We start from the raw sequence: 16,242 nt of genomic DNA, 5'->3' as shown, positions 1-16,242 counted from the left end.
ATTTTCGCCAGCCGATCAGCTAATCTGCCGCCATGAGGTGTGGGTTTTCGGGTGAGAGATGCAGGTATGTCGTTTGCTGAGCTGGTAGGATCAAATCATTCGTCGAAGCGGTCAATTGGCCGCCGTCAGGAAGACCGTGCTGTGCGCGGAGGGTTGTGGGCTGCAGGCCGAGAGCGGCGTCATCCTGTTTTGCAGACCCATGCCGCCGCCCAATCAGTTGTCATGGCCGGGTTTTCGGCTGGAGCGGCCTCTCCCAAAGCGGAGGATGTCAGTCAGCTTTATGCCCAAGCCAAACCGAAGAAGACGGAAGAAGAATTGCGTCATGAGGCGTTTATGCGCGAGGCGGAACTGGCCCATCAGGCCGCCCAGCGCGCCTGGGTTTTTGAACGCCGCACGGGCCAGAAACCGCGTGCGACGGATGTCGAGGACGCGGTCATACTTGATGGCTAAGCGTTGTCTGTCTTCGTAGGTTGCCACAGTTCGATGGGGTTGCCTTCGGGGTCATGGATGCGGGCGAAGCTGCCGATATCGGCTATCTCGTCCCGTCGGCCAATCTCGATCCCGGCGCTTTGAAGCTGTTCAATCAGCGCATCCAGATTGGATACCCGGAAATTCAGCATCCATTGCTGGTCCATCGCGCCGAAATATTCAGTGTCCATGGCAAAAGGGGCAAAGACGGTTGGTCCGCTCTTTTGCATCCATGGCTGTTCATCCGCGGTTTGCGTCACAGGATTGATGCCAAGTTGTTGTTCGTACCACGCCGCCAGCGCTTTGGGGTCTTTTGCGCGGAAAAAGAAACCGCCGATTGCGTCGACCTTTTCCATCTTCATCTCCTCTTTAGACCATGATCACTTGCGAAATCATTATATCTTGGTTTGTTGCGGTCGTGCGTCAAAAGTTAGTTGACGGCGTGAGCGGTGATGGGCCGGTGCAGGCTGGACGGGTCGGTGCCGGTCTGCTATGAAACGCGCATGAAGAGCATCTGCATCATTACCTGCTGCATTATTATCTGCTGACATCTGTCGCGGGTCGCTCTTTCACGTTTTCATTGAATACTGAACTTGTTAAGCCCGCGGCGAAACCCGTTTGCGAGGCGTTATGACCACCATCAGGCTACACAACACCAAGACCCGCCGGCGCGAGGAGTTCGTGCCGATTGATCCGCAAAATGTGCGGCTCTACCTCTGCGGGCCGACGGTGTATGATCGGGCGCATTTGGGCAATTCGCGCAATGTGCTGGTTTTTGATGTGCTCTTTCGCCTGCTGCACCATGTTTATGGCCCGGATCATGTGACTTATGTCCGCAACTTCACCGATGTGGAGGACAAGATCAACGAACGTGCCGCCGAGACGGGCAGGGCGATTGGTGACATCACCGCGGAGACGATTGGCTGGTATCATGATGATATGGATGCGTTGGGGGCGTTGCGCCCCACGCATGAGCCGCGCGCGACCAACTACATCGCTAAGATGGTGGCGATGATCGCCGATCTGGTGGCTAAGGATCATGCCTATGCTGCCGATGGTCATGTCCTGTTCGCGGTTGAAAGCTATGCCGATTATGGCAAGCTGTCGGGCCGGTCGATTGACGACATGATCGCGGGCGCCCGTGTCGAGGTCGCGCCGTACAAGCGGAATCCTATGGATTTTGTGCTGTGGAAGCCGTCGGGTGACGGACAGCCGGGATGGGACAGCCCCTGGGGGTATGGCCGCCCGGGCTGGCACATCGAATGCTCGGCCATGGCGCATGAGTTGCTGGGCGAGAGTTTCGATATTCATGGCGGCGGGAATGACCTGATGTTCCCTCATCATGAGAACGAGATTGCCCAATCCGCCTGCGCCCATCCGACCGGTGAGTTCGCGCGCTACTGGATCCATAACGAGATGCTGCAGGTCGAGGGCAAGAAGATGTCCAAGTCGCTGGGCAATTTCTTTACGGTGCGGGATCTGCTGGATAGCGGCATTCCGGGTGAGGTGATACGGCTGGTGATGCTGGGCACCCACTACGGCAAGACCATGGACTGGACGGAGACCCGCCGGGCTGAGGCCGACGCGACCTTGCGCCGCTGGTATGGCATTCTGCATGGTCACGGGTTTGGTCGTGATCTGGTGGCTGCGTTAAAGGCGGATGGCAAGTGGGAGCCGGACGCGGAGTTCATCGGCGTGCTGGCCAATGATCTGAATACGCCGGGGGCACTGGCGCGTCTGCATGTGCTGGCGAAAGGCAAGACACCGGCCGCGCTGGCGGGTTTCGCCCATGGGATGGAGATGTTGGGACTCGTGAATGACTGGGCCGCGATCCCGATGTTTGATGGCGGAGAGGCAGGGCCGGAAGTGACCCAGGCAGTGACTGCGCGGGTTGATGCCCTGCTGGCGGAGCGTGCAGAGGCGCGGGCGGCCAAGGATTGGTCGCGCGCCGATGCAGTGCGCGATGTGCTCAATGCTGCTGGCGTCCAGGTGACTGATGTGGGCGGGCAGGCAACCTGGGTGCCTGGCCCGGATTTCGATGCCGCCAAACTGGGGGATATGTGATGGAGAAATTTCGTCACGAAAATTCTCGCGGCGTCAAAATCTTCGTGACAAAGATTTTGTGGGGGGTGTCGTGAAAGAGAGGCTTTATCTTTTCGACACCACTTTGCGGGATGGGGCCCAGACCCAAGGTGTGCAGTTTTCGGCTGAGGAAAAGCATCAGATTGCGGGCGTGCTGGATGGGCTTGGGCTGGATTACATCGAAGGTGGCTGGCCGGGCGCGAACCCGACCGATACGGCGTTTTTTGCCTCGCCGCCGCAAACTCGCGCGACTTTCACCGCCTTTGGGATGACCAAACGCACAGGCCGATCTGCTGAGAATGACGATGTTCTGGCTGCAGTGATGAATGCCGGAACCTCTGCCGTCTGTCTGGTGGGCAAGGCACATGATTTTCATGTGACGACCGCCCTTGGTGTGACGTTGGAAGAGAATACCGAGAACATCCGCAGCAGCTTTGCACATATCAAGGGGGCGGGGCGTGAGAGTTTGTTCGACGCGGAGCATTTCTTTGACGGCTACAAGGCCAACCCGAATTATGCGCTGGAAGCCGTGCATGCCGCTTATGACGCCGGTGCCCGTTGGATTGTCCTTTGTGATACCAATGGTGGGACGCTGCCGGACGAGATTGCGACGATCGTGACGGCGGTGATCGCCAGCGGTATTCCGGGCGACCATGTGGCGATCCATACCCATAATGATACCGAGAATGCCGTGGCCGGATCGCTGGCGGCAGTGATGGCCGGGGCCCGGCAGATCCAAGGGACCTTGAATGGCTTGGGCGAGCGGTGCGGCAATGCCAACCTGACGACGCTGATCCCGACACTGCTGTTGAAGGAGCCTTATGCCAGCCAATTTGCAACCGGTGTGTCGCGGGATGCGTTGAAAGGGCTGCGTCGCGCCTCGCGTCTGTTGGATGATATTCTGAACCGGGTCCCCGCCAAGCAGGCCCCTTATGTGGGGGCGTCGGCCTTTGCTCATAAATCGGGGCTTCACGCCAGCGCTATCGCCAAGGATCCCAGTACCTATGAGCATGTCGACCCTGCTGCGGTTGGCAACAGCCGGATCGTGCCCATGTCCAATCAGGCGGGCCAGTCGAACCTGAAGGCCCGGCTGGCGGATATGGGGATTGCAGTGGAGACCGGAAACCCGGCGCTGCCGCGCATTGTCGAGCGGATCAAGGAGCGTGAAGCGCAGGGTTTCACCTATGACGGAGCGCAGGCCAGTTTCGAGATTTTGGCCCGCGAGGAATTGGGCCTGCTGCCTGCCTTCTTTGAGGTGAAGCGCTACAAGGTTACCGTCGAGCGCCGCAAGAACAAGCGCAATCAGATGGTGTCACTGTCAGAGGCTGTTGTCGTGACCAAGGTGCGTGGCGAGAAATTCCTGAATGTGTCTGAGAGCATGGGCCCTGACGGGTCCGATCAGGGACCGGTGAATGCTTTGGCGCGGGCGCTGGTCAAGGACCTTGGCCCTTATCAAGGCATGATCGAGGATATGAGGTTGGTCGATTTCAAGGTGCGGATCACCAATGGCGGGACGGAGGCCGTGACCCGTGTCATCATTGACAGCGAGGACGGGCAGGGCCGTCGTTGGTCCACCGTGGGGGTCAGCGCCAATATCGTGGACGCTTCGTTCGATGCGCTGGTTGATGCGATCAACTGGAAATTGATCCGAGACGGGGCTGAGGTCTGATTTCTTGGGTATTCTTCGCAAGATGTTGATGACATGAGCTTTGACGCTTATGCCGCCCTTGTGGAACGCGCTGATCCGGAGCGGTTTCGTGCTGCGATGGCCGCCCCGGTGGCGGCGCGCCGTGTTCTGTTTCCGCTTTATGCGTTTAATGTTGAGGTTGCCCGCGCCCCTTGGGTGACCGAAGAGCCGATGATTGCCGAGATGCGTATGCAATGGTGGCGCGATGCATTGGAAGAGATTGCAGGTGGCGGCCAACCGCGACGGCATGAGGTTGTTGATGCGCTGGCTGATGTGTTGGACGACGAGGGCGCGCGATTGCTGGACAAGCTGGTCGCAGCCCGCCGTTGGGATGTCTACAAGGATGCGTTTGAGGATGCCGCGCATTTTGACGACTATATTGATGCGACCTCTGGCCATTTGATGTGGACCGCCGCGCGTCTGCTGGGCCATGCGGATGAGAGTGCGGTGCGCGATTTTGCCTATGGGGTTGGTGTGGCCAACCTGTTTCGGGCGATCCCTGATCTGGAGGAACGTGGCCGCAAGCCGCTGGTGGACGGGTCAGGAGCAGCGGTGACGGCGCTGGCGGAAAAGGCGACTGCGCGGTTGGAGGCGGCTCGGCGGCAACGACGGAGCGTGTCTGCAGAGGCTGGTGCGGCGCTCTATGCAGGGTATCTGGGCCGACCAGTGTTGCGGCAGGTTTTGAAGGATCCTGGCAAGGTGGCGCGCGGCGCATTGGGATTGCCGCCATTGGCCGAGCGTGTGCGGTTTCTGAATGTCGCGCTGCGGGGGTGGTGGCGGTAGCGTTGTGTTGGCGGTCTGTGTGTTCAGGTATCGTTGTTGTGTTCGGTCATGGCCCGTTTGAGCGCCTTGGCAGAGCGCGGGCTGAGCCGCGTCAGCGCATCCTGCGGGTTCAGGTCATGCTGCGCCAGAAAGACGGCCAGCGCGTAGGCCCGCGATTCCTGTGTCATGTAGCCGGACCAGCCCATTTGGGCCGGGCCGTCGAGCGCGAAGAGCCCGAGACCATGGGTGATGCAGTGCAGATCGGTTGAGAGTTCGTGGACCGGTTCTCCGCCGGGCATCGCTTCGATATGCGCGGCGAGGCGGGCATGCATCAGCTCGTGCGCCATGGTGTTGATGAAGGCGATTGGCGTCGCCATCAGGGCCGCGTCGTAGCTGATGAGAGGGTTATGGTCATCGTGCAGATAGGTGCCGCCGACACCAGCGATGTCCTGATAATTATGCCGGTATTCCGGGGGCAAGTTTGACAGCGGCTGCACCTCGATCGGGGCGACCGGCAGCAGGGCGGCGATGTCATTGGCGATCTGCTGGGCGACCTCGGGCGTTTGGCCGGCCCCGGCCGTGAAATAGTCACGGCTTGGCGTGATCAGTTTGCGGCTGTCGGTCCAGTTTTTCCCGAACGTGTCATCGGCCCAGTCGAAACTGTCGATGATCCAACCCTTCAGATCATCGCTGATGCTGGGTTTTCGGCCCCAGAACATGGCGATCAGGTTGCAAGTTTGGGCTGGCGCACCAGCCAGATCAGTGATCCGCCTGCCAGCACAAGGAAGGGGATCATGGCGAGGTTGACCGCATTCCAGCCTTCGACCGCCGACCCGCCAGAGCAGTTCATCAGCCCGCCGGAGGCCAGCGAGGCCACGGTCACCATGCCAAACACGATCATGTCGTTCATGCCTTGTACGACGCCGCGCTCTTCCGGCCGGTGCGCCCCTGCGAGCATGGTGGTGGCCCCGATGAAGCCAAAATTCCAGCCCAGCCCCAGCAGGATCAGCGCGACGAAGAAGTTGGTCAGTTCGACGCCGGAGAGGGCGACAATCCCGGCGGCGGCAAGAAAGACCAGCCCGGCGGACATGATACGTTCTACCCCGAAACGGGCGATCAGGTGCCCGGTGAAGAAGGACGGGGCGAACATGGCCAGCACATGGGCCGAAACGATATCGTTCGCGTTGTTTGTGGTGAAACCACAGCCCACAACGGCGAGCGGTGTGGAGGTCATGACGAGGTTCATCAGCGCGTAGGACACCATGCCAACGATGATGGAAACGACGATACGCGGGTCGCGGAGGAGTTCGCCACGGGTTCGTCCGGTCACTGCATTCTCGACTTTGGGTTCGGACCGGCTGCCCTTGGGCAAATCCAGCCACAGAAAGAGGAGCATGCCGACGAGATTGAGTGCGGCGACCGCAAGGTAGGTTCCCATGAAGGGCACGACGAAGGCGTCCTGCACCAGCTTGTTTAGCTGCGGCCCGACGATGGCTGACAAGAGGCCACCGGCCATGACGTAGGAGATTGCCTTTGGCCGAAATGCCTCAGACGCTGTATCCGTGGCGGCGAACCGGTAGAACCCTTGGGCGGACATGTAGATGCCGGTCAGGTAGGAGCCGGCCAGCAGGACGGCGAAAGATTCGGCATAGAGGCCGTAGGCTGCGATTAGTGCCCCCATGGCACCGGCAAATGCACCTAAGAAAAACCCGAAACGCCGCCCGTTGCGTTGCATCAGCGGGCTGAGCCATGGTGCCGTCGTCATCGACCCGAAGACGATGAAGGATATGGGCAATGTCGCCAGACAGACATTGCTGGCGAGCATCCCGCCAGCCAGCCCGCCGATGACAAAGATCATGGGCATCTGCGCGCCGAGGATGGCCTGTGCCATCACCAGAACGGCCACGTTGCGTTTGGCACGGGTATCGTCGGTATAGGTCATGCTGCATCGGTAATCCCGGATCGCGGCGGTGGCAATGGGCCTTTAGGCCGCGTCGATGATGTGGGCGAATGAGCCTGAGACGCGGTCCTTGATCAGGCCCATCGGCGGCAGCACTGCGCCGGTCGCGTCTTTTGCCGTGAAAAGCGGTTTGCCCTCGGCCCGGAGAGTGGTGGCATAGTGGAATTCGTGCCCGGTCCAGTTGCCAGCAAATGGGCCGCCGGTTGCTTGCAGGCTGCGATACCCCAGATGCAGTTTGCGGGTTGCGAAAGACGTATCGAGAGGCAGTAGTCCGGCCATCTTATGGGTGATCCCGTCTGCATCGGTGAGTGTTTCGCCCAAGGTCATGTAGCCGCCGCATTCGCCGTAGATTTGCGCGCCGCTATTGCGCAGGCTGTCCACGAAAGTGGCGTTCGCGGCAAGCCTTGCGGCGTGCAGTTCTGGGTAGCCGCCGGGCAGATAGATCAGGTCGGCCTTTGGTGCGGCTTCGTCGCGAAGGGGAGAGAAGAATTGCAGCTCTGCCCCGGCATCGTGCCAGTCATTCAGGATATGCGGGTAGCTGAAGGCGAAAGCGGCATCCTGCGCGATGGCGATCCGTTGGGCGGGTGGTTGGCGTGTTGGCGCGTCGTGAGCCGGGAGTGGATCGGTGTGCAGTTGTTGCAGGGCGTCGAGGTCAACCGATTGGCTGATGAGGTCGGCGGCTTGGTTCAGGTAGGCGTCGAGATCGGGCCGTTCTTGCGCCTGCACAAGTCCGAGATGTCGGGAGGGTTGTGTTAGCTCCGGTGCGCGGGGGATCGCGCCAAGGACGGGTATGTCTTTCAGGGCGTTGCGCAGCATACCCTCGTGCCGGGGCGAGCCAACATTGTTGAGGATCACGCCTGCGATCCGAACCGATGGATCGTAGTTGATGAACCCGTTGGCCAGCGGTGCAACGGATCCTGCCATTTTCGCCGCGTCGATGACCAGAATGACCGGCAGGTTCAGGATGCGTGCGAGGTCGGCTGTTGCCCCTTTGCCGTCGGGCGGGGCGCCGTCGAAGAGGCCCATTGCCCCTTCGATGATCAGCGGCGTCGGTCCGCTGGCGAGCGACCGGATTCGGTCCGGCGTCATGGCCCACGCGTCGAGGTTGATGCAGGGCTGCCCACAGGCGGCCTCGTGAAAGCGGGGGTCGATGTAATCGGGGCCGGATTTTGCGGCGCGGATGGCTGTTGTCCGGCTGAGGGCGCGCAGAAGGCCGAGGGTGATGGTCGTTTTGCCGCTGCCGGAGGCGGGGGCGCTGATGATGAAGCTCATCCCGGGTTGCGCCGTCGGGATGCCTCCGGCGGGAGTATTTGCGGAAGAAAGAATTTGGGGGCCATGATCAGGCGGTTTCGGCCGGGCGCCCACGCTCAAGAGGGTCGAGGTTGCGCGGCGCTTGTCCGGCGGCCATGCCCTGCCAATCCAGCACCTGGCGCATGAGAACGGATTGGCCGACGCAGATGATCGCGGGAGGTTCCAACGCGGCTTTGGCGATGTCGTCGACGATGGTACCGAGCGTGGTTTCGAGGACTTTTTGATCGTCAGTTGTTGCCGTTGTCACCACCGCGACGGGTTCGTGGATGCTGCGCCCGGCGGCGATCAGGTGGCCGGTGATTTGGGCGATGTGTTTCATGCCCATATAGATCACGATGACCTGTGATCCTTTGGAAATGCTGACCCAGTCGAGCGAGCCGGGGGTATTGCCGGATTGGTCATGCCCCGTGACGAAGGTGACCGACTGGTTCACGTCCCGGTGAGTAACGGGAATGCCCGCATAGGCCAGCCCCCCGATGCCTGCGCTGATGCCGGGGATGATCCGGATCGGGATGCCATGCTGAACGAGGGTCTGTGCCTCTTCACCACCGCGCCCGAAGACGAAAGGATCACCGCCCTTGAGCCGCAACACCCGTTTGCCTGCGCGGGCCAGATCGACCAGTCGCAGCGAGATGTCGCGCTGTTTGGCCGAGGGTTTGCCGCCCCGTTTGCCGGCATAGATATGTTCGGCCTGCGGTGCCCAGTCGAGGATCTGTTCCTGCACCAGCGCGTCATAGATCACCACATCAGCCTGCCGCAATGCGTTGGCCGCGTGCAGCGTCAGCAGCCCCGGATCACCTGGTCCTGCGCCGCACAGCCAGACCCAGCCGGGTTCCAGTGTTGGCCATTTATGGCTGGGAAGGGGGATCATGTCGCTCATGTTTTGTTTATGCCGCTGATCTGGTCGCTTGGAAAGCCGTCAAACGACGTCGGATTGCGGATTGGCGGCACCGGCCTATAGTCGCGCCGATGAGTAGGAAACCAACAGGGGAATTGCGCCGAGGCTGGACCACGGGCGCATGTGCGACCGCGGCGGCAAAGGCCGCGTTGATACGTTTGTGGAGTGGCGCGTTCCCGGATGAGGTGGGGATCGTGCTGCCAAAGGGCGAGACACCTGTTTTTTCATTGGCGCTGGCGGAGGCCGGTCAGGGTTGGGCACAAGTCGGGATTACCAAGGATGCGGGCGATGATCCGGATGTGACCCACGGGGCCCTGATTGTGGTGAAGGTCTCGCGTTCTGAGGGCGGCGTGGTCTATGTGGCAGGTGATGGCGTTGGCACGGTCACCAAAGCCGGGCTGCCGATTGGTGTCGGTGAGCCGGCGATCAACCCGGTGCCGCGTCAGATGATGCAAGGCGTGGTGGACGAGGTTGCGGCGCAGTTTGGCCAGACGTCAGATGTGAAGATAGAGATATCTGTGCCAGGCGGTCAGGAGTTGGCGCTGAAGACCTGGAACCCTCGATTGGGTATCGAAGGTGGTATTTCAATCCTCGGGACGACGGGCGTGGTCCGGCCATTCAGTTGTGCGGCTTGGATTGCCTCGATCCATCGCGGTATTGACGTGGCCCGCGCTGATGGGCTGACCCATGTGGCGGGATGCACTGGTGCGACGTCTGAGAAGGTGGTGCAGGCGCTGTATAATCTGCCGGATCATGCCATGCTGGATATGGGGGATTTTGCGGGAGGAATGCTGAAGTATCTGGAGAAACACCCGGTGCTGCGCGTGACGATCGGCGGCGGGATCGGCAAGATGACCAAACTGGCGCAGGGGGCAATGGATCTGCATTCAGGCCGCAGTCAGGTGGATTTTGCCGCACTGGCGAAGCTTGCAGGTGTGCCGGAAGTGGCTGATGCAAATACCGCATTGGAGGCCTATGAGATAGCGGGCGCGCCTTTGGCTGAGGCCGTTGCGCGAGAAGCTTTGAGGGTTGTGGAGAACCGCTTTGGCGGTGGTGGGATGCGGTTTGATATTGTGGTCATTGATCGCGCCGGGGGGATTATTGCGAGGGACGGGGTGTGACGCTTTTGTTGTTAGCAGGTTCAGGGGATGCCCGGCGGATTGCCGAAGGGTTAAATGGGGTCGATGTCATTGCATCGTTGGCTGGCGCGACCCGTGACCCGGCGCCCTTGCCAGTACCCACTCGGTCCGGCGGGTTTGGTGGCGAGGCGGGGTTTCGTCAGTTTTTAACCGAGAATGGCATTACAGCGGTGCTGGATGCCACCCATCCTTATGCGCACCGGATTACTGTCCGGACTGCCCGGGTTTGTGCCAAACTTGATTTACCCTTTCTGCAGTTCTTGCGCCCGGGTTGGAAGCCAGAGCCGGGGGACAAGTGGACCGAGATCGCGCGGGAAGAGGATGCGGCGGCCCATATTCCGCAAGGGACGACCGTGTTTTTAGGAACGGGGCGTCAGACGCTCGAAGGGTTTGCCAACCTCGTTGGGCGTCGTGTGATCTGCCGCCAGATTGATCCGCCGGAGGCGCCGTTTCCGTTTGAAGGTGGCGAATTTCTGGTCGGGCGCCCCCCATTTTCGGTTGAGGATGAGATCGCATTGTTTTCCCGGCTGAAGGTGGATTGGCTGGTTGTCAAAAACGCAGGCGGGGCTGCTAGCCGGACCAAGCTGACGGCAGCCCGTCAATTGGGTATTCCGGTGCTGATGATCGCGCGTCCGCCGCAGGGCGACTGGCCGATTGTTGATACCGTTGACGCTGCGTTGGATTGGGTGCGTCGCTTGTGAAAGAACGGGTCATCAAAGGCCATGCATGCATTGCGGAGGGGGCCGCGTGGCTTTGCGAACAAGAGCCGCGCTTTGCCTATGCCATGAAGGACCTGCCGCCTTTGCCATTGCGCCTGAAACCGGACGGCTTTGCCGAGTTGTTGAGCGCCATCGTTAGCCAGCAGGTCAGCGTTGCCTCGGCCAATGCCATCTGGGGCCGATTGGTGCAGGCTGGGATGACAGAGCCGCAGGCCGTCAGTGCCGCCTCTGAGGACGATCTGAAGGCTTTGGGATTGAGCCGTCAGAAAGTGCGTTATGCGCAGGCTTTGGCTGCAGCCGAGATCGACTTTGACGCATTGCGTCAGATGCCTGCGGTGGACGTAATAACGACGCTGACAGCTGTGCCGGGCATTGGTGTCTGGACCGCCGAGATATATGCGATGTTTTCGCTGGGCCGTGCCGATGTTTTTGCGCCCGGCGATCTCGCGCTGCAGGAGGCGGCCAGGCTGATTTTTGAACTGCCCGAACGCCCCAAGGACCGTGCCTTTCGCGAAATGGCGGCCGTGTGGTCACCTTGGCGGTCGGTTGCGGCGCGCATCATGTGGGCCTACTACAAGCAGAACAAACAGCGGGAAGGCATCAGATGACACGAGCGTTAGAGGCGCAGCGGCGCGAACCGGTATCGGGCGAGACCCGGTCCTGCGTGATCTTTCTGCATGGTTACGGGGCCAATGCGGCGGATTTGATCGGGCTGGCCGACCCGTTGGGCGAACATATGCCCGATACGTTGTTTGTTGCACCTGATGCGCCAGAGGCCTGTGCGGGTGCGCCAATGGGGTTTCAGTGGTTTCCGATCCCGTGGATTGACGGATCCAGCGAAGAGGAATCGCGTCAAGGGCTGGACCGGGCGGCGGCTGATCTGGATGCGTTTCTGACCGGTGTCATGGTGGATGAAGACCTGCTGCCTGAGCAGGTGGTCGTTCTGGGTTTTTCCCAAGGCACGATGATGGCGCTGCATGTGGTCCCGCGCCGCGAGGACCCGGTTGCCGGGATCGTCGCCTTTTCCGGACGTCTGCTTGAGCCGGAATTACTGGTCGATGAGGTGGTCAGCCGCCCGCCGGTTTTGCTGATCCACGGTGATCAGGATGATGTGGTACCCCCCCAATCGCTACCCCAGGCAGCCGAGGCGCTGCAAGGTGCCGGTTGGACAGAGGTCTATGCCCATATCATGAAGGGGACAGGCCATGGCATAGCACCGGATGGGCTGTCTGTCGCGCTGGCCTTTATGCGAGACCGGTTGGGCATGTCCTGATCCGTGGCATCGTAACTTGACGTAACGGCATTTTGTGCGGTTTTCAGCGCATCGCACGCCGCGTTAACGCTTTGGTCATTGCTGCGCCTTCATATCAAAGTTGAGTTCAGTTTTAGCAATGGTGTGATCCGGTGACCGATTTTCCACGAGCATCTCAGATTCTGATCCCGAAGGATTTTGCAGGCTGGGGTCTGCGGCTGATCTTGCTGCTACTGGTCGTCCTGGCGTTGGGTGTGCTGCCATTTCCGGGTGCTGAACTGGCCGTGCCAGCGGTAATTCAGACTCATGTGATCTATACTCTGGTCGTTGGCGCGCCATTGGGCGCGGCACTGTTCTGGGCGTTGTCTTGTCTGGGCCGTGCGCAGACGCGTGTCAAAACCCTATCGGATCTTGATCCGATCACGGCCCTGTCCAACCGACCGGATTTTTTACGCCGCGCCCAGCGCGTTTTGCCACAGGCGGGCGCGCTCCTGCTGGTGGATGTGGATGATTTCAAAGCGATCAATCATCGGCGTGGACGCCGTGCGGGTGATTTGTGCCTGATGGCGCTGGCGCAGCGGTTTCGCGAAGTGACCCGCCAGTCGGATGTGGTTGGGCGGCTGGATGGCGCCTCATTCGCGATCTATCTGCCTGGGGCAACTGTGGAACAAGCACATGAGATTTCGCAGCGGTTATGCGAGGGAATGATCATTGTCACGCCGAACGGAAAGCTGCGGTTAACCACCTCGGTCGGGGCTGTGCTGGCAGATGGGCGCACCCCGCTGGAGCGGCTGCTGCGTGATGCTGATACAGCCCTGGATCGCGCCAAGCTGAAAGGGCGGGCCTGTGTCGTGATTGACGAACTGCCACTGGTGGCCTGACGGCTGAATTGGCTCGTTGGTCCCGCCGCGTCTTGGTTGATCTGAGGTCGGCAAATTCCCGCAATTTTTGCCGCACATTGTGGGGCTTGTCACATTTCTGACGCGATATATAGTCCACCTTAACGAGGCCACGGGATAAACGGGCAGGTTCCCGTTCCGCAGCCTGACGGTTTGGGATGTAAGACATGACGCAGACGGAATTTAGGACAGATTTTGTGCGCGCGCCGGGCGTGCTCAGACACTATCCGGCATTGGTGTTGAACGCCGATTATCGCCCATTGTCCTACTATCCCTTGTCCCTTTGGCCCTGGCAGGAGGCGGTCAAGGCTGCCTGGCTGGACCGTGTCGATATCGTTAGCGAATATGATGAGGTCGTGCGCAGTCCGTCGACAACCCTGCGCATCCCGTCAGTTGTCGTGTTGAAAGACTATGTCAAACCGCAAAAGCAGGTGGCGTTCACCCGGTTCAACCTGTTTTTACGCGACGAGTTTTGTTGTCAGTATTGCGGGGCCAAAGGTGAATTGACCTTTGATCATGTCGTGCCGCGCGCCAGCGGCGGCGTGACAAGCTGGGAAAACGTGGTGGCGGCCTGTAGCCCATGCAATCTGCGCAAAGGGTCGCGGTCGTTGAAGCAATGCGGGATGAGTCTGCGCAAGCCACCCCGTCGGCCTGCGGCGGAGCAGTTGCACAATGTTGGACGCAAGTTCCCGCCAAACCATTTGCACGATAGCTGGGTCGATTTCCTTTACTGGGATGCAGAGCTGGAAGCATAGGTCGCGTTCTTACGCTAGACTTGCCTTGACGTCCGCGCTAGGAACACTGCGTTAGCGCTAACGCAAACCAGCTTAGAAAGCGGAGTAAGCCATGGTCTCTCGCGTCATTCCGGTGGAAACCTTTGATCTGGTCATATTCGGGGGGACCGGCGATCTGGCCCGCCGTAAGATTCTGCCCGGCCTGTTTCGTCGTTTTCTGGCTGGCCAGATGCCTGCAGGATCCCGGATTATCGGGGCGGCCCGGTCTGAATTGGATGACGCTGCCTATCGCGAGATGATCGATGATGCCGTGGCCGAGTTTGGCGGCGAAGAATATCGTAATAAGAAGGGGTTAGAGGCCTTTCTTGAATGTATCGAATATGTCGCGATTGACGCCAAGGGCGAAGGTGGGTGGGCCAAGCTGGCCGAAATCGTGCGTCAGGATGTTGTGCAGGCCTTTTACTTTTCCGTAGCACCTTCCTTGTTTGGTGATCTGGCAGAACGGCTGCATACCAACAAGATCGCGAATGCAAGCAGCCGGATCGTGGTGGAAAAACCGTTTGGCCGTGATCTGGACAGTGCCCGCGCATTAAACGCAACGCTGGCCACACATTTCGACGAAAGCCAGATTTACCGGATCGATCATTATCTGGGCAAAGAGACGGTTCAGAACCTGATGGCGGTCCGCTTCGGCAATGTGTTGTTCGAGCCGCTTTGGAATAACCACTATGTCGATCACATCCAGATCACGGTTGCCGAAACCGTCGGTGTTGGCGGGCGCGGGGCATATTATGATAAATCTGGTGCGATGCGCGATATGGTGCAGAACCACCTTATGCAGCTATTGTGCCTGATCGCTATGGAGCCACCCAGCCAGTTCGGAGCAGATGAAGTTCGCGATGAAAAGTTGAAGGTTATCAGGGCATTGCAGCCTATAGATTATCATCACATTGTGCGCGGCCAGTATGATGCCGGGCCGGATGGACCCAGCTATCGTGCGGATGCTGAAAATCCGCGCAGCTTTACTGAAAGCTTTATCGCGATGCGCTGTCACATTGCCAATTGGCGGTGGGCCGGCGTGCCGTTCTACATGCGTACGGGTAAGCGGATGAAGGCGCGGTCATCGGAAATTGCCGTTGTCTTCAAGGATCTCGGCCATTCGATTTTTGAAGGTGACGAGGCCCGCCATCGCAATATCCTGTCGATACGGTTGCAGCCGAATGAAGGTATGGATTTGCAGGTCACCATCAAGGAACCGGGTCCCGGTGGCATGCGGCTGATCGATGTGCCGCTGGACATGACCTTTGCCGAGGCGTTGGGTGATGAAGAACACGAGGTGACCGACGCCTATGAGCGTCTGATCATGGACGTGATCCGCGGCAACCAGACCCTGTTCATGCGCGGCGATGAGGTCGAGGCCGCATGGGCCTGGACCGATCCACTGATCGAAGGCTGGGAGGCGCGCAATGACGTGCCCAAGCATTACGACGCGGGGTCGGCAGGGCCAGAGGATGCGATGATGCTGATGCATCGCGATGGCCGCAAATGGCGCGAAATCAAGGGCTGACGCCGGTCTGCAGAACACGTACAGATGGCGTATATCGGGCGTGTATACACTTGATCAAAACGTCTGACACATCACCATGGGGGCGAAGGCGATGAAGGTAGTCGAATATCCGGACGCGGAGATGATGATGATGGATCTGGCCGATACGCTGGCCAGTGAGCTGAAGAATTGTCTGCTGGTCCATGAACATGCGTCCTTTGCCGTGCCGGGTGGTACGACCCCCGGCCCGATCTTTGACAGCCTTTGCGCTGTCGATCTCGACTGGTCGCGCGTGCATGTGATGCTGACCGATGAACGCTGGGTGCCAGAAACGTCAGAGCGGTCAAACACACGGTTGCTGCGCGAGCGTCTGCTGATCGAAAAGGCGGCGGCTGCGGTTTACGTCCCGCTTTATGCCGAGGCCGAGACGCCGGAAGAGAAACTGGATGATCTGGCAAAATCGCTGGAACCGGAATTGCCGATTTCCGTGATGTTGCTTGGGATGGGGGCGGATATGCACACCGCGTCGATCTTTCCCGGGGCGGACCAGCTGGATCGCGCGTTGCATGGTGATTATCATTTGGTCGCGATGCGTGCACCCAGTGCGCCGGAGCCGCGCATCACCCTGTCGGCCAAGGTTCTGAAAAGCGCGATGAGCCGTCACATGGTCATTGTCGGTGGCGAAAAGCGTGCTGCGCTGGAACGTGCCCGCCATTTACCCCCCGAAGAGGCGCCGGTCGCCGCCATCTTGCCAGGCACGACCGTGCATTGGGCGGAGAGCTAAG

17 protein-coding genes are annotated in these 16,242 nt (G+C 59.9%); 12 read left to right on the top strand and 5 right to left on the bottom strand.

All coding sequences use genetic code 11. From position 1 onward, the window contains the following. Positions 1 to 66 precede the first annotated feature (66 nt). Positions 67 to 450, top strand: coding sequence for a hypothetical protein (locus ACFWW4_RS08400; RefSeq protein ID WP_411890420.1), 384 nt, complete (start codon positions 67 to 69; stop codon positions 448 to 450). On the opposite strand, the gene ACFWW4_RS08395 is transcribed toward ACFWW4_RS08400, so the two are convergent. After that, complete coding sequence (locus ACFWW4_RS08395) at positions 447 to 824, bottom strand: VOC family protein (RefSeq protein WP_411890419.1); 378 nt, start codon at positions 822 to 824, stop codon at positions 447 to 449. The genes ACFWW4_RS08400 and ACFWW4_RS08395 overlap by 4 nt on opposite strands. Positions 825 to 1,098: 274 nt before the next feature. On the opposite strand from ACFWW4_RS08395, the gene cysS reads away from it, so the two are divergent. The 3 genes from cysS to ACFWW4_RS08380 all read left to right on the top strand — a co-directional run bounded on the left by cysS (position 1,099) and on the right by ACFWW4_RS08380 (position 5,020). Then, complete coding sequence (gene cysS / locus ACFWW4_RS08390) at positions 1,099 to 2,532, top strand: cysteine--tRNA ligase (protein ID WP_411890418.1); 1,434 nt, start codon at positions 1,099 to 1,101, stop codon at positions 2,530 to 2,532. A 70-nt stretch (positions 2,533 to 2,602) separates the two neighbouring features. Next, positions 2,603 to 4,219: a citramalate synthase gene (cimA, locus tag ACFWW4_RS08385; RefSeq protein WP_411890417.1), complete on the top strand. Its 1,617-nt coding sequence runs from the start codon at positions 2,603 to 2,605 to the stop codon at positions 4,217 to 4,219. A 33-nt stretch (positions 4,220 to 4,252) separates the two neighbouring features. After that, positions 4,253 to 5,020: a squalene/phytoene synthase family protein gene (locus ACFWW4_RS08380; protein ID WP_411890416.1), complete on the top strand. Its 768-nt coding sequence runs from the start codon at positions 4,253 to 4,255 to the stop codon at positions 5,018 to 5,020. A 23-nt stretch (positions 5,021 to 5,043) separates the two neighbouring features. On the opposite strand, the gene ACFWW4_RS08375 is transcribed toward ACFWW4_RS08380, so the two are convergent. The 4 genes from ACFWW4_RS08375 to cobA form a co-directional block, all read right to left on the bottom strand. Next, complete coding sequence (locus tag ACFWW4_RS08375) at positions 5,044 to 5,718, bottom strand: hypothetical protein (protein WP_411890415.1); 675 nt, start codon at positions 5,716 to 5,718, stop codon at positions 5,044 to 5,046. Between the two features lie 5 nt (positions 5,719 to 5,723). Next, positions 5,724 to 6,941, bottom strand: a complete 1,218-nt coding sequence (locus tag ACFWW4_RS08370; protein ID WP_411890414.1) for an MFS transporter — start codon at positions 6,939 to 6,941, stop codon at positions 5,724 to 5,726. Between the two features lie 42 nt (positions 6,942 to 6,983). Continuing rightward, positions 6,984 to 8,231: a cobyrinate a,c-diamide synthase gene (locus ACFWW4_RS08365; protein WP_411890413.1), complete on the bottom strand. Its 1,248-nt coding sequence runs from the start codon at positions 8,229 to 8,231 to the stop codon at positions 6,984 to 6,986. A gap of 67 nt (positions 8,232 to 8,298) precedes the next feature. After that, complete coding sequence (cobA, locus tag ACFWW4_RS08360; RefSeq protein ID WP_411890412.1) at positions 8,299 to 9,150, bottom strand: uroporphyrinogen-III C-methyltransferase; 852 nt, start codon at positions 9,148 to 9,150, stop codon at positions 8,299 to 8,301. 89 nt (positions 9,151 to 9,239) lie between these two features. Between cobA and ACFWW4_RS08355 the strand changes: the two genes are divergently transcribed. From ACFWW4_RS08355 to pgl, 8 genes are all read left to right on the top strand, one after another. After that, positions 9,240 to 10,289, top strand: a complete 1,050-nt coding sequence (locus ACFWW4_RS08355) for a cobalt-precorrin-5B (C(1))-methyltransferase (protein WP_411890411.1) — start codon at positions 9,240 to 9,242, stop codon at positions 10,287 to 10,289. Further along, a complete protein-coding gene (locus tag ACFWW4_RS08350; RefSeq protein WP_411890410.1) occupies positions 10,286 to 11,008 on the top strand; it encodes a cobalt-precorrin-6A reductase in 723 nt (240 codons plus the stop codon). The genes ACFWW4_RS08355 and ACFWW4_RS08350 overlap by 4 nt, the downstream gene beginning before the upstream one ends. Continuing rightward, positions 11,005 to 11,634: a DNA-3-methyladenine glycosylase family protein gene (locus ACFWW4_RS08345; RefSeq protein ID WP_411890409.1), complete on the top strand. Its 630-nt coding sequence runs from the start codon at positions 11,005 to 11,007 to the stop codon at positions 11,632 to 11,634. Before ACFWW4_RS08350 ends, ACFWW4_RS08345 begins: the two co-directional genes overlap by 4 nt. Next, on the top strand, positions 11,631 to 12,299 hold the full coding sequence (locus tag ACFWW4_RS08340; protein WP_411890408.1) for an alpha/beta hydrolase: 669 nt from the start codon (positions 11,631 to 11,633) through the stop codon (positions 12,297 to 12,299). Before ACFWW4_RS08345 ends, ACFWW4_RS08340 begins: the two co-directional genes overlap by 4 nt. Before the next feature lie 131 nt (positions 12,300 to 12,430). Beyond that, positions 12,431 to 13,159, top strand: coding sequence for a GGDEF domain-containing protein (locus tag ACFWW4_RS08335; RefSeq protein ID WP_411890407.1), 729 nt, complete (start codon positions 12,431 to 12,433; stop codon positions 13,157 to 13,159). Between the two features lie 185 nt (positions 13,160 to 13,344). Further along, the gene (locus tag ACFWW4_RS08330; protein ID WP_411890406.1) at positions 13,345 to 13,932 is read left to right on the top strand and encodes an HNH endonuclease; all 588 of its coding nucleotides are present in this window, start codon (positions 13,345 to 13,347) and stop codon (positions 13,930 to 13,932) included. A gap of 91 nt (positions 13,933 to 14,023) precedes the next feature. After that, positions 14,024 to 15,478, top strand: coding sequence for a glucose-6-phosphate dehydrogenase (zwf, locus tag ACFWW4_RS08325; RefSeq protein WP_411890405.1), 1,455 nt, complete (start codon positions 14,024 to 14,026; stop codon positions 15,476 to 15,478). 91 nt (positions 15,479 to 15,569) lie between these two features. Then, entirely contained in the window at positions 15,570 to 16,241 is a 672-nt protein-coding gene (gene pgl, locus ACFWW4_RS08320) for a 6-phosphogluconolactonase (protein ID WP_411890404.1), read from the top strand. The last annotated feature ends 1 nt before the right edge of the window (position 16,242 follow it).

The sequence above is a fragment of the Yoonia sp. SDW83-1 genome (assembly GCF_046762885.1).
In the GTDB taxonomy this organism is placed as follows: Bacteria; Pseudomonadota; Alphaproteobacteria; order Rhodobacterales; family Rhodobacteraceae; genus Yoonia.
This window is presented reverse-complemented; position numbering and strand designations above follow the sequence as displayed.

Excerpts from the sequence above, each read along its gene's own strand:
- ACFWW4_RS08395 (WP_411890419.1), bottom strand. The coding sequence starts at position 824 with ATGGAAAAGGTCGACGCAATCGGCGGTTTCTTTTTCCGCGCAAAAGAC.
- zwf (WP_411890405.1), top strand. The coding sequence starts at position 14,024 with ATGGTCTCTCGCGTCATTCCGGTGGAAACCTTTGATCTGGTCATATTC.
- ACFWW4_RS08380 (WP_411890416.1), top strand. The coding sequence starts at position 4,253 with ATGAGCTTTGACGCTTATGCCGCCCTTGTGGAACGCGCTGATCCGGAG.
- cysS (WP_411890418.1), top strand. The coding sequence starts at position 1,099 with ATGACCACCATCAGGCTACACAACACCAAGACCCGCCGGCGCGAGGAG.
- cobA (WP_411890412.1), bottom strand. The coding sequence starts at position 9,150 with ATGAGCGACATGATCCCCCTTCCCAGCCATAAATGGCCAACACTGGAA.
- ACFWW4_RS08400 (WP_411890420.1), top strand. The coding sequence starts at position 67 with ATGTCGTTTGCTGAGCTGGTAGGATCAAATCATTCGTCGAAGCGGTCA.
- ACFWW4_RS08365 (WP_411890413.1), bottom strand. The coding sequence starts at position 8,231 with ATGAGCTTCATCATCAGCGCCCCCGCCTCCGGCAGCGGCAAAACGACC.
- ACFWW4_RS08375 (WP_411890415.1), bottom strand. The coding sequence starts at position 5,718 with ATGTTCTGGGGCCGAAAACCCAGCATCAGCGATGATCTGAAGGGTTGG.
- ACFWW4_RS08370 (WP_411890414.1), bottom strand. The coding sequence starts at position 6,941 with ATGACCTATACCGACGATACCCGTGCCAAACGCAACGTGGCCGTTCTG.
- ACFWW4_RS08355 (WP_411890411.1), top strand. The coding sequence starts at position 9,240 with ATGAGTAGGAAACCAACAGGGGAATTGCGCCGAGGCTGGACCACGGGC.
- ACFWW4_RS08330 (WP_411890406.1), top strand. The coding sequence starts at position 13,345 with ATGACGCAGACGGAATTTAGGACAGATTTTGTGCGCGCGCCGGGCGTG.
- pgl (WP_411890404.1), top strand. The coding sequence starts at position 15,570 with ATGAAGGTAGTCGAATATCCGGACGCGGAGATGATGATGATGGATCTG.
- ACFWW4_RS08340 (WP_411890408.1), top strand. The coding sequence starts at position 11,631 with ATGACACGAGCGTTAGAGGCGCAGCGGCGCGAACCGGTATCGGGCGAG.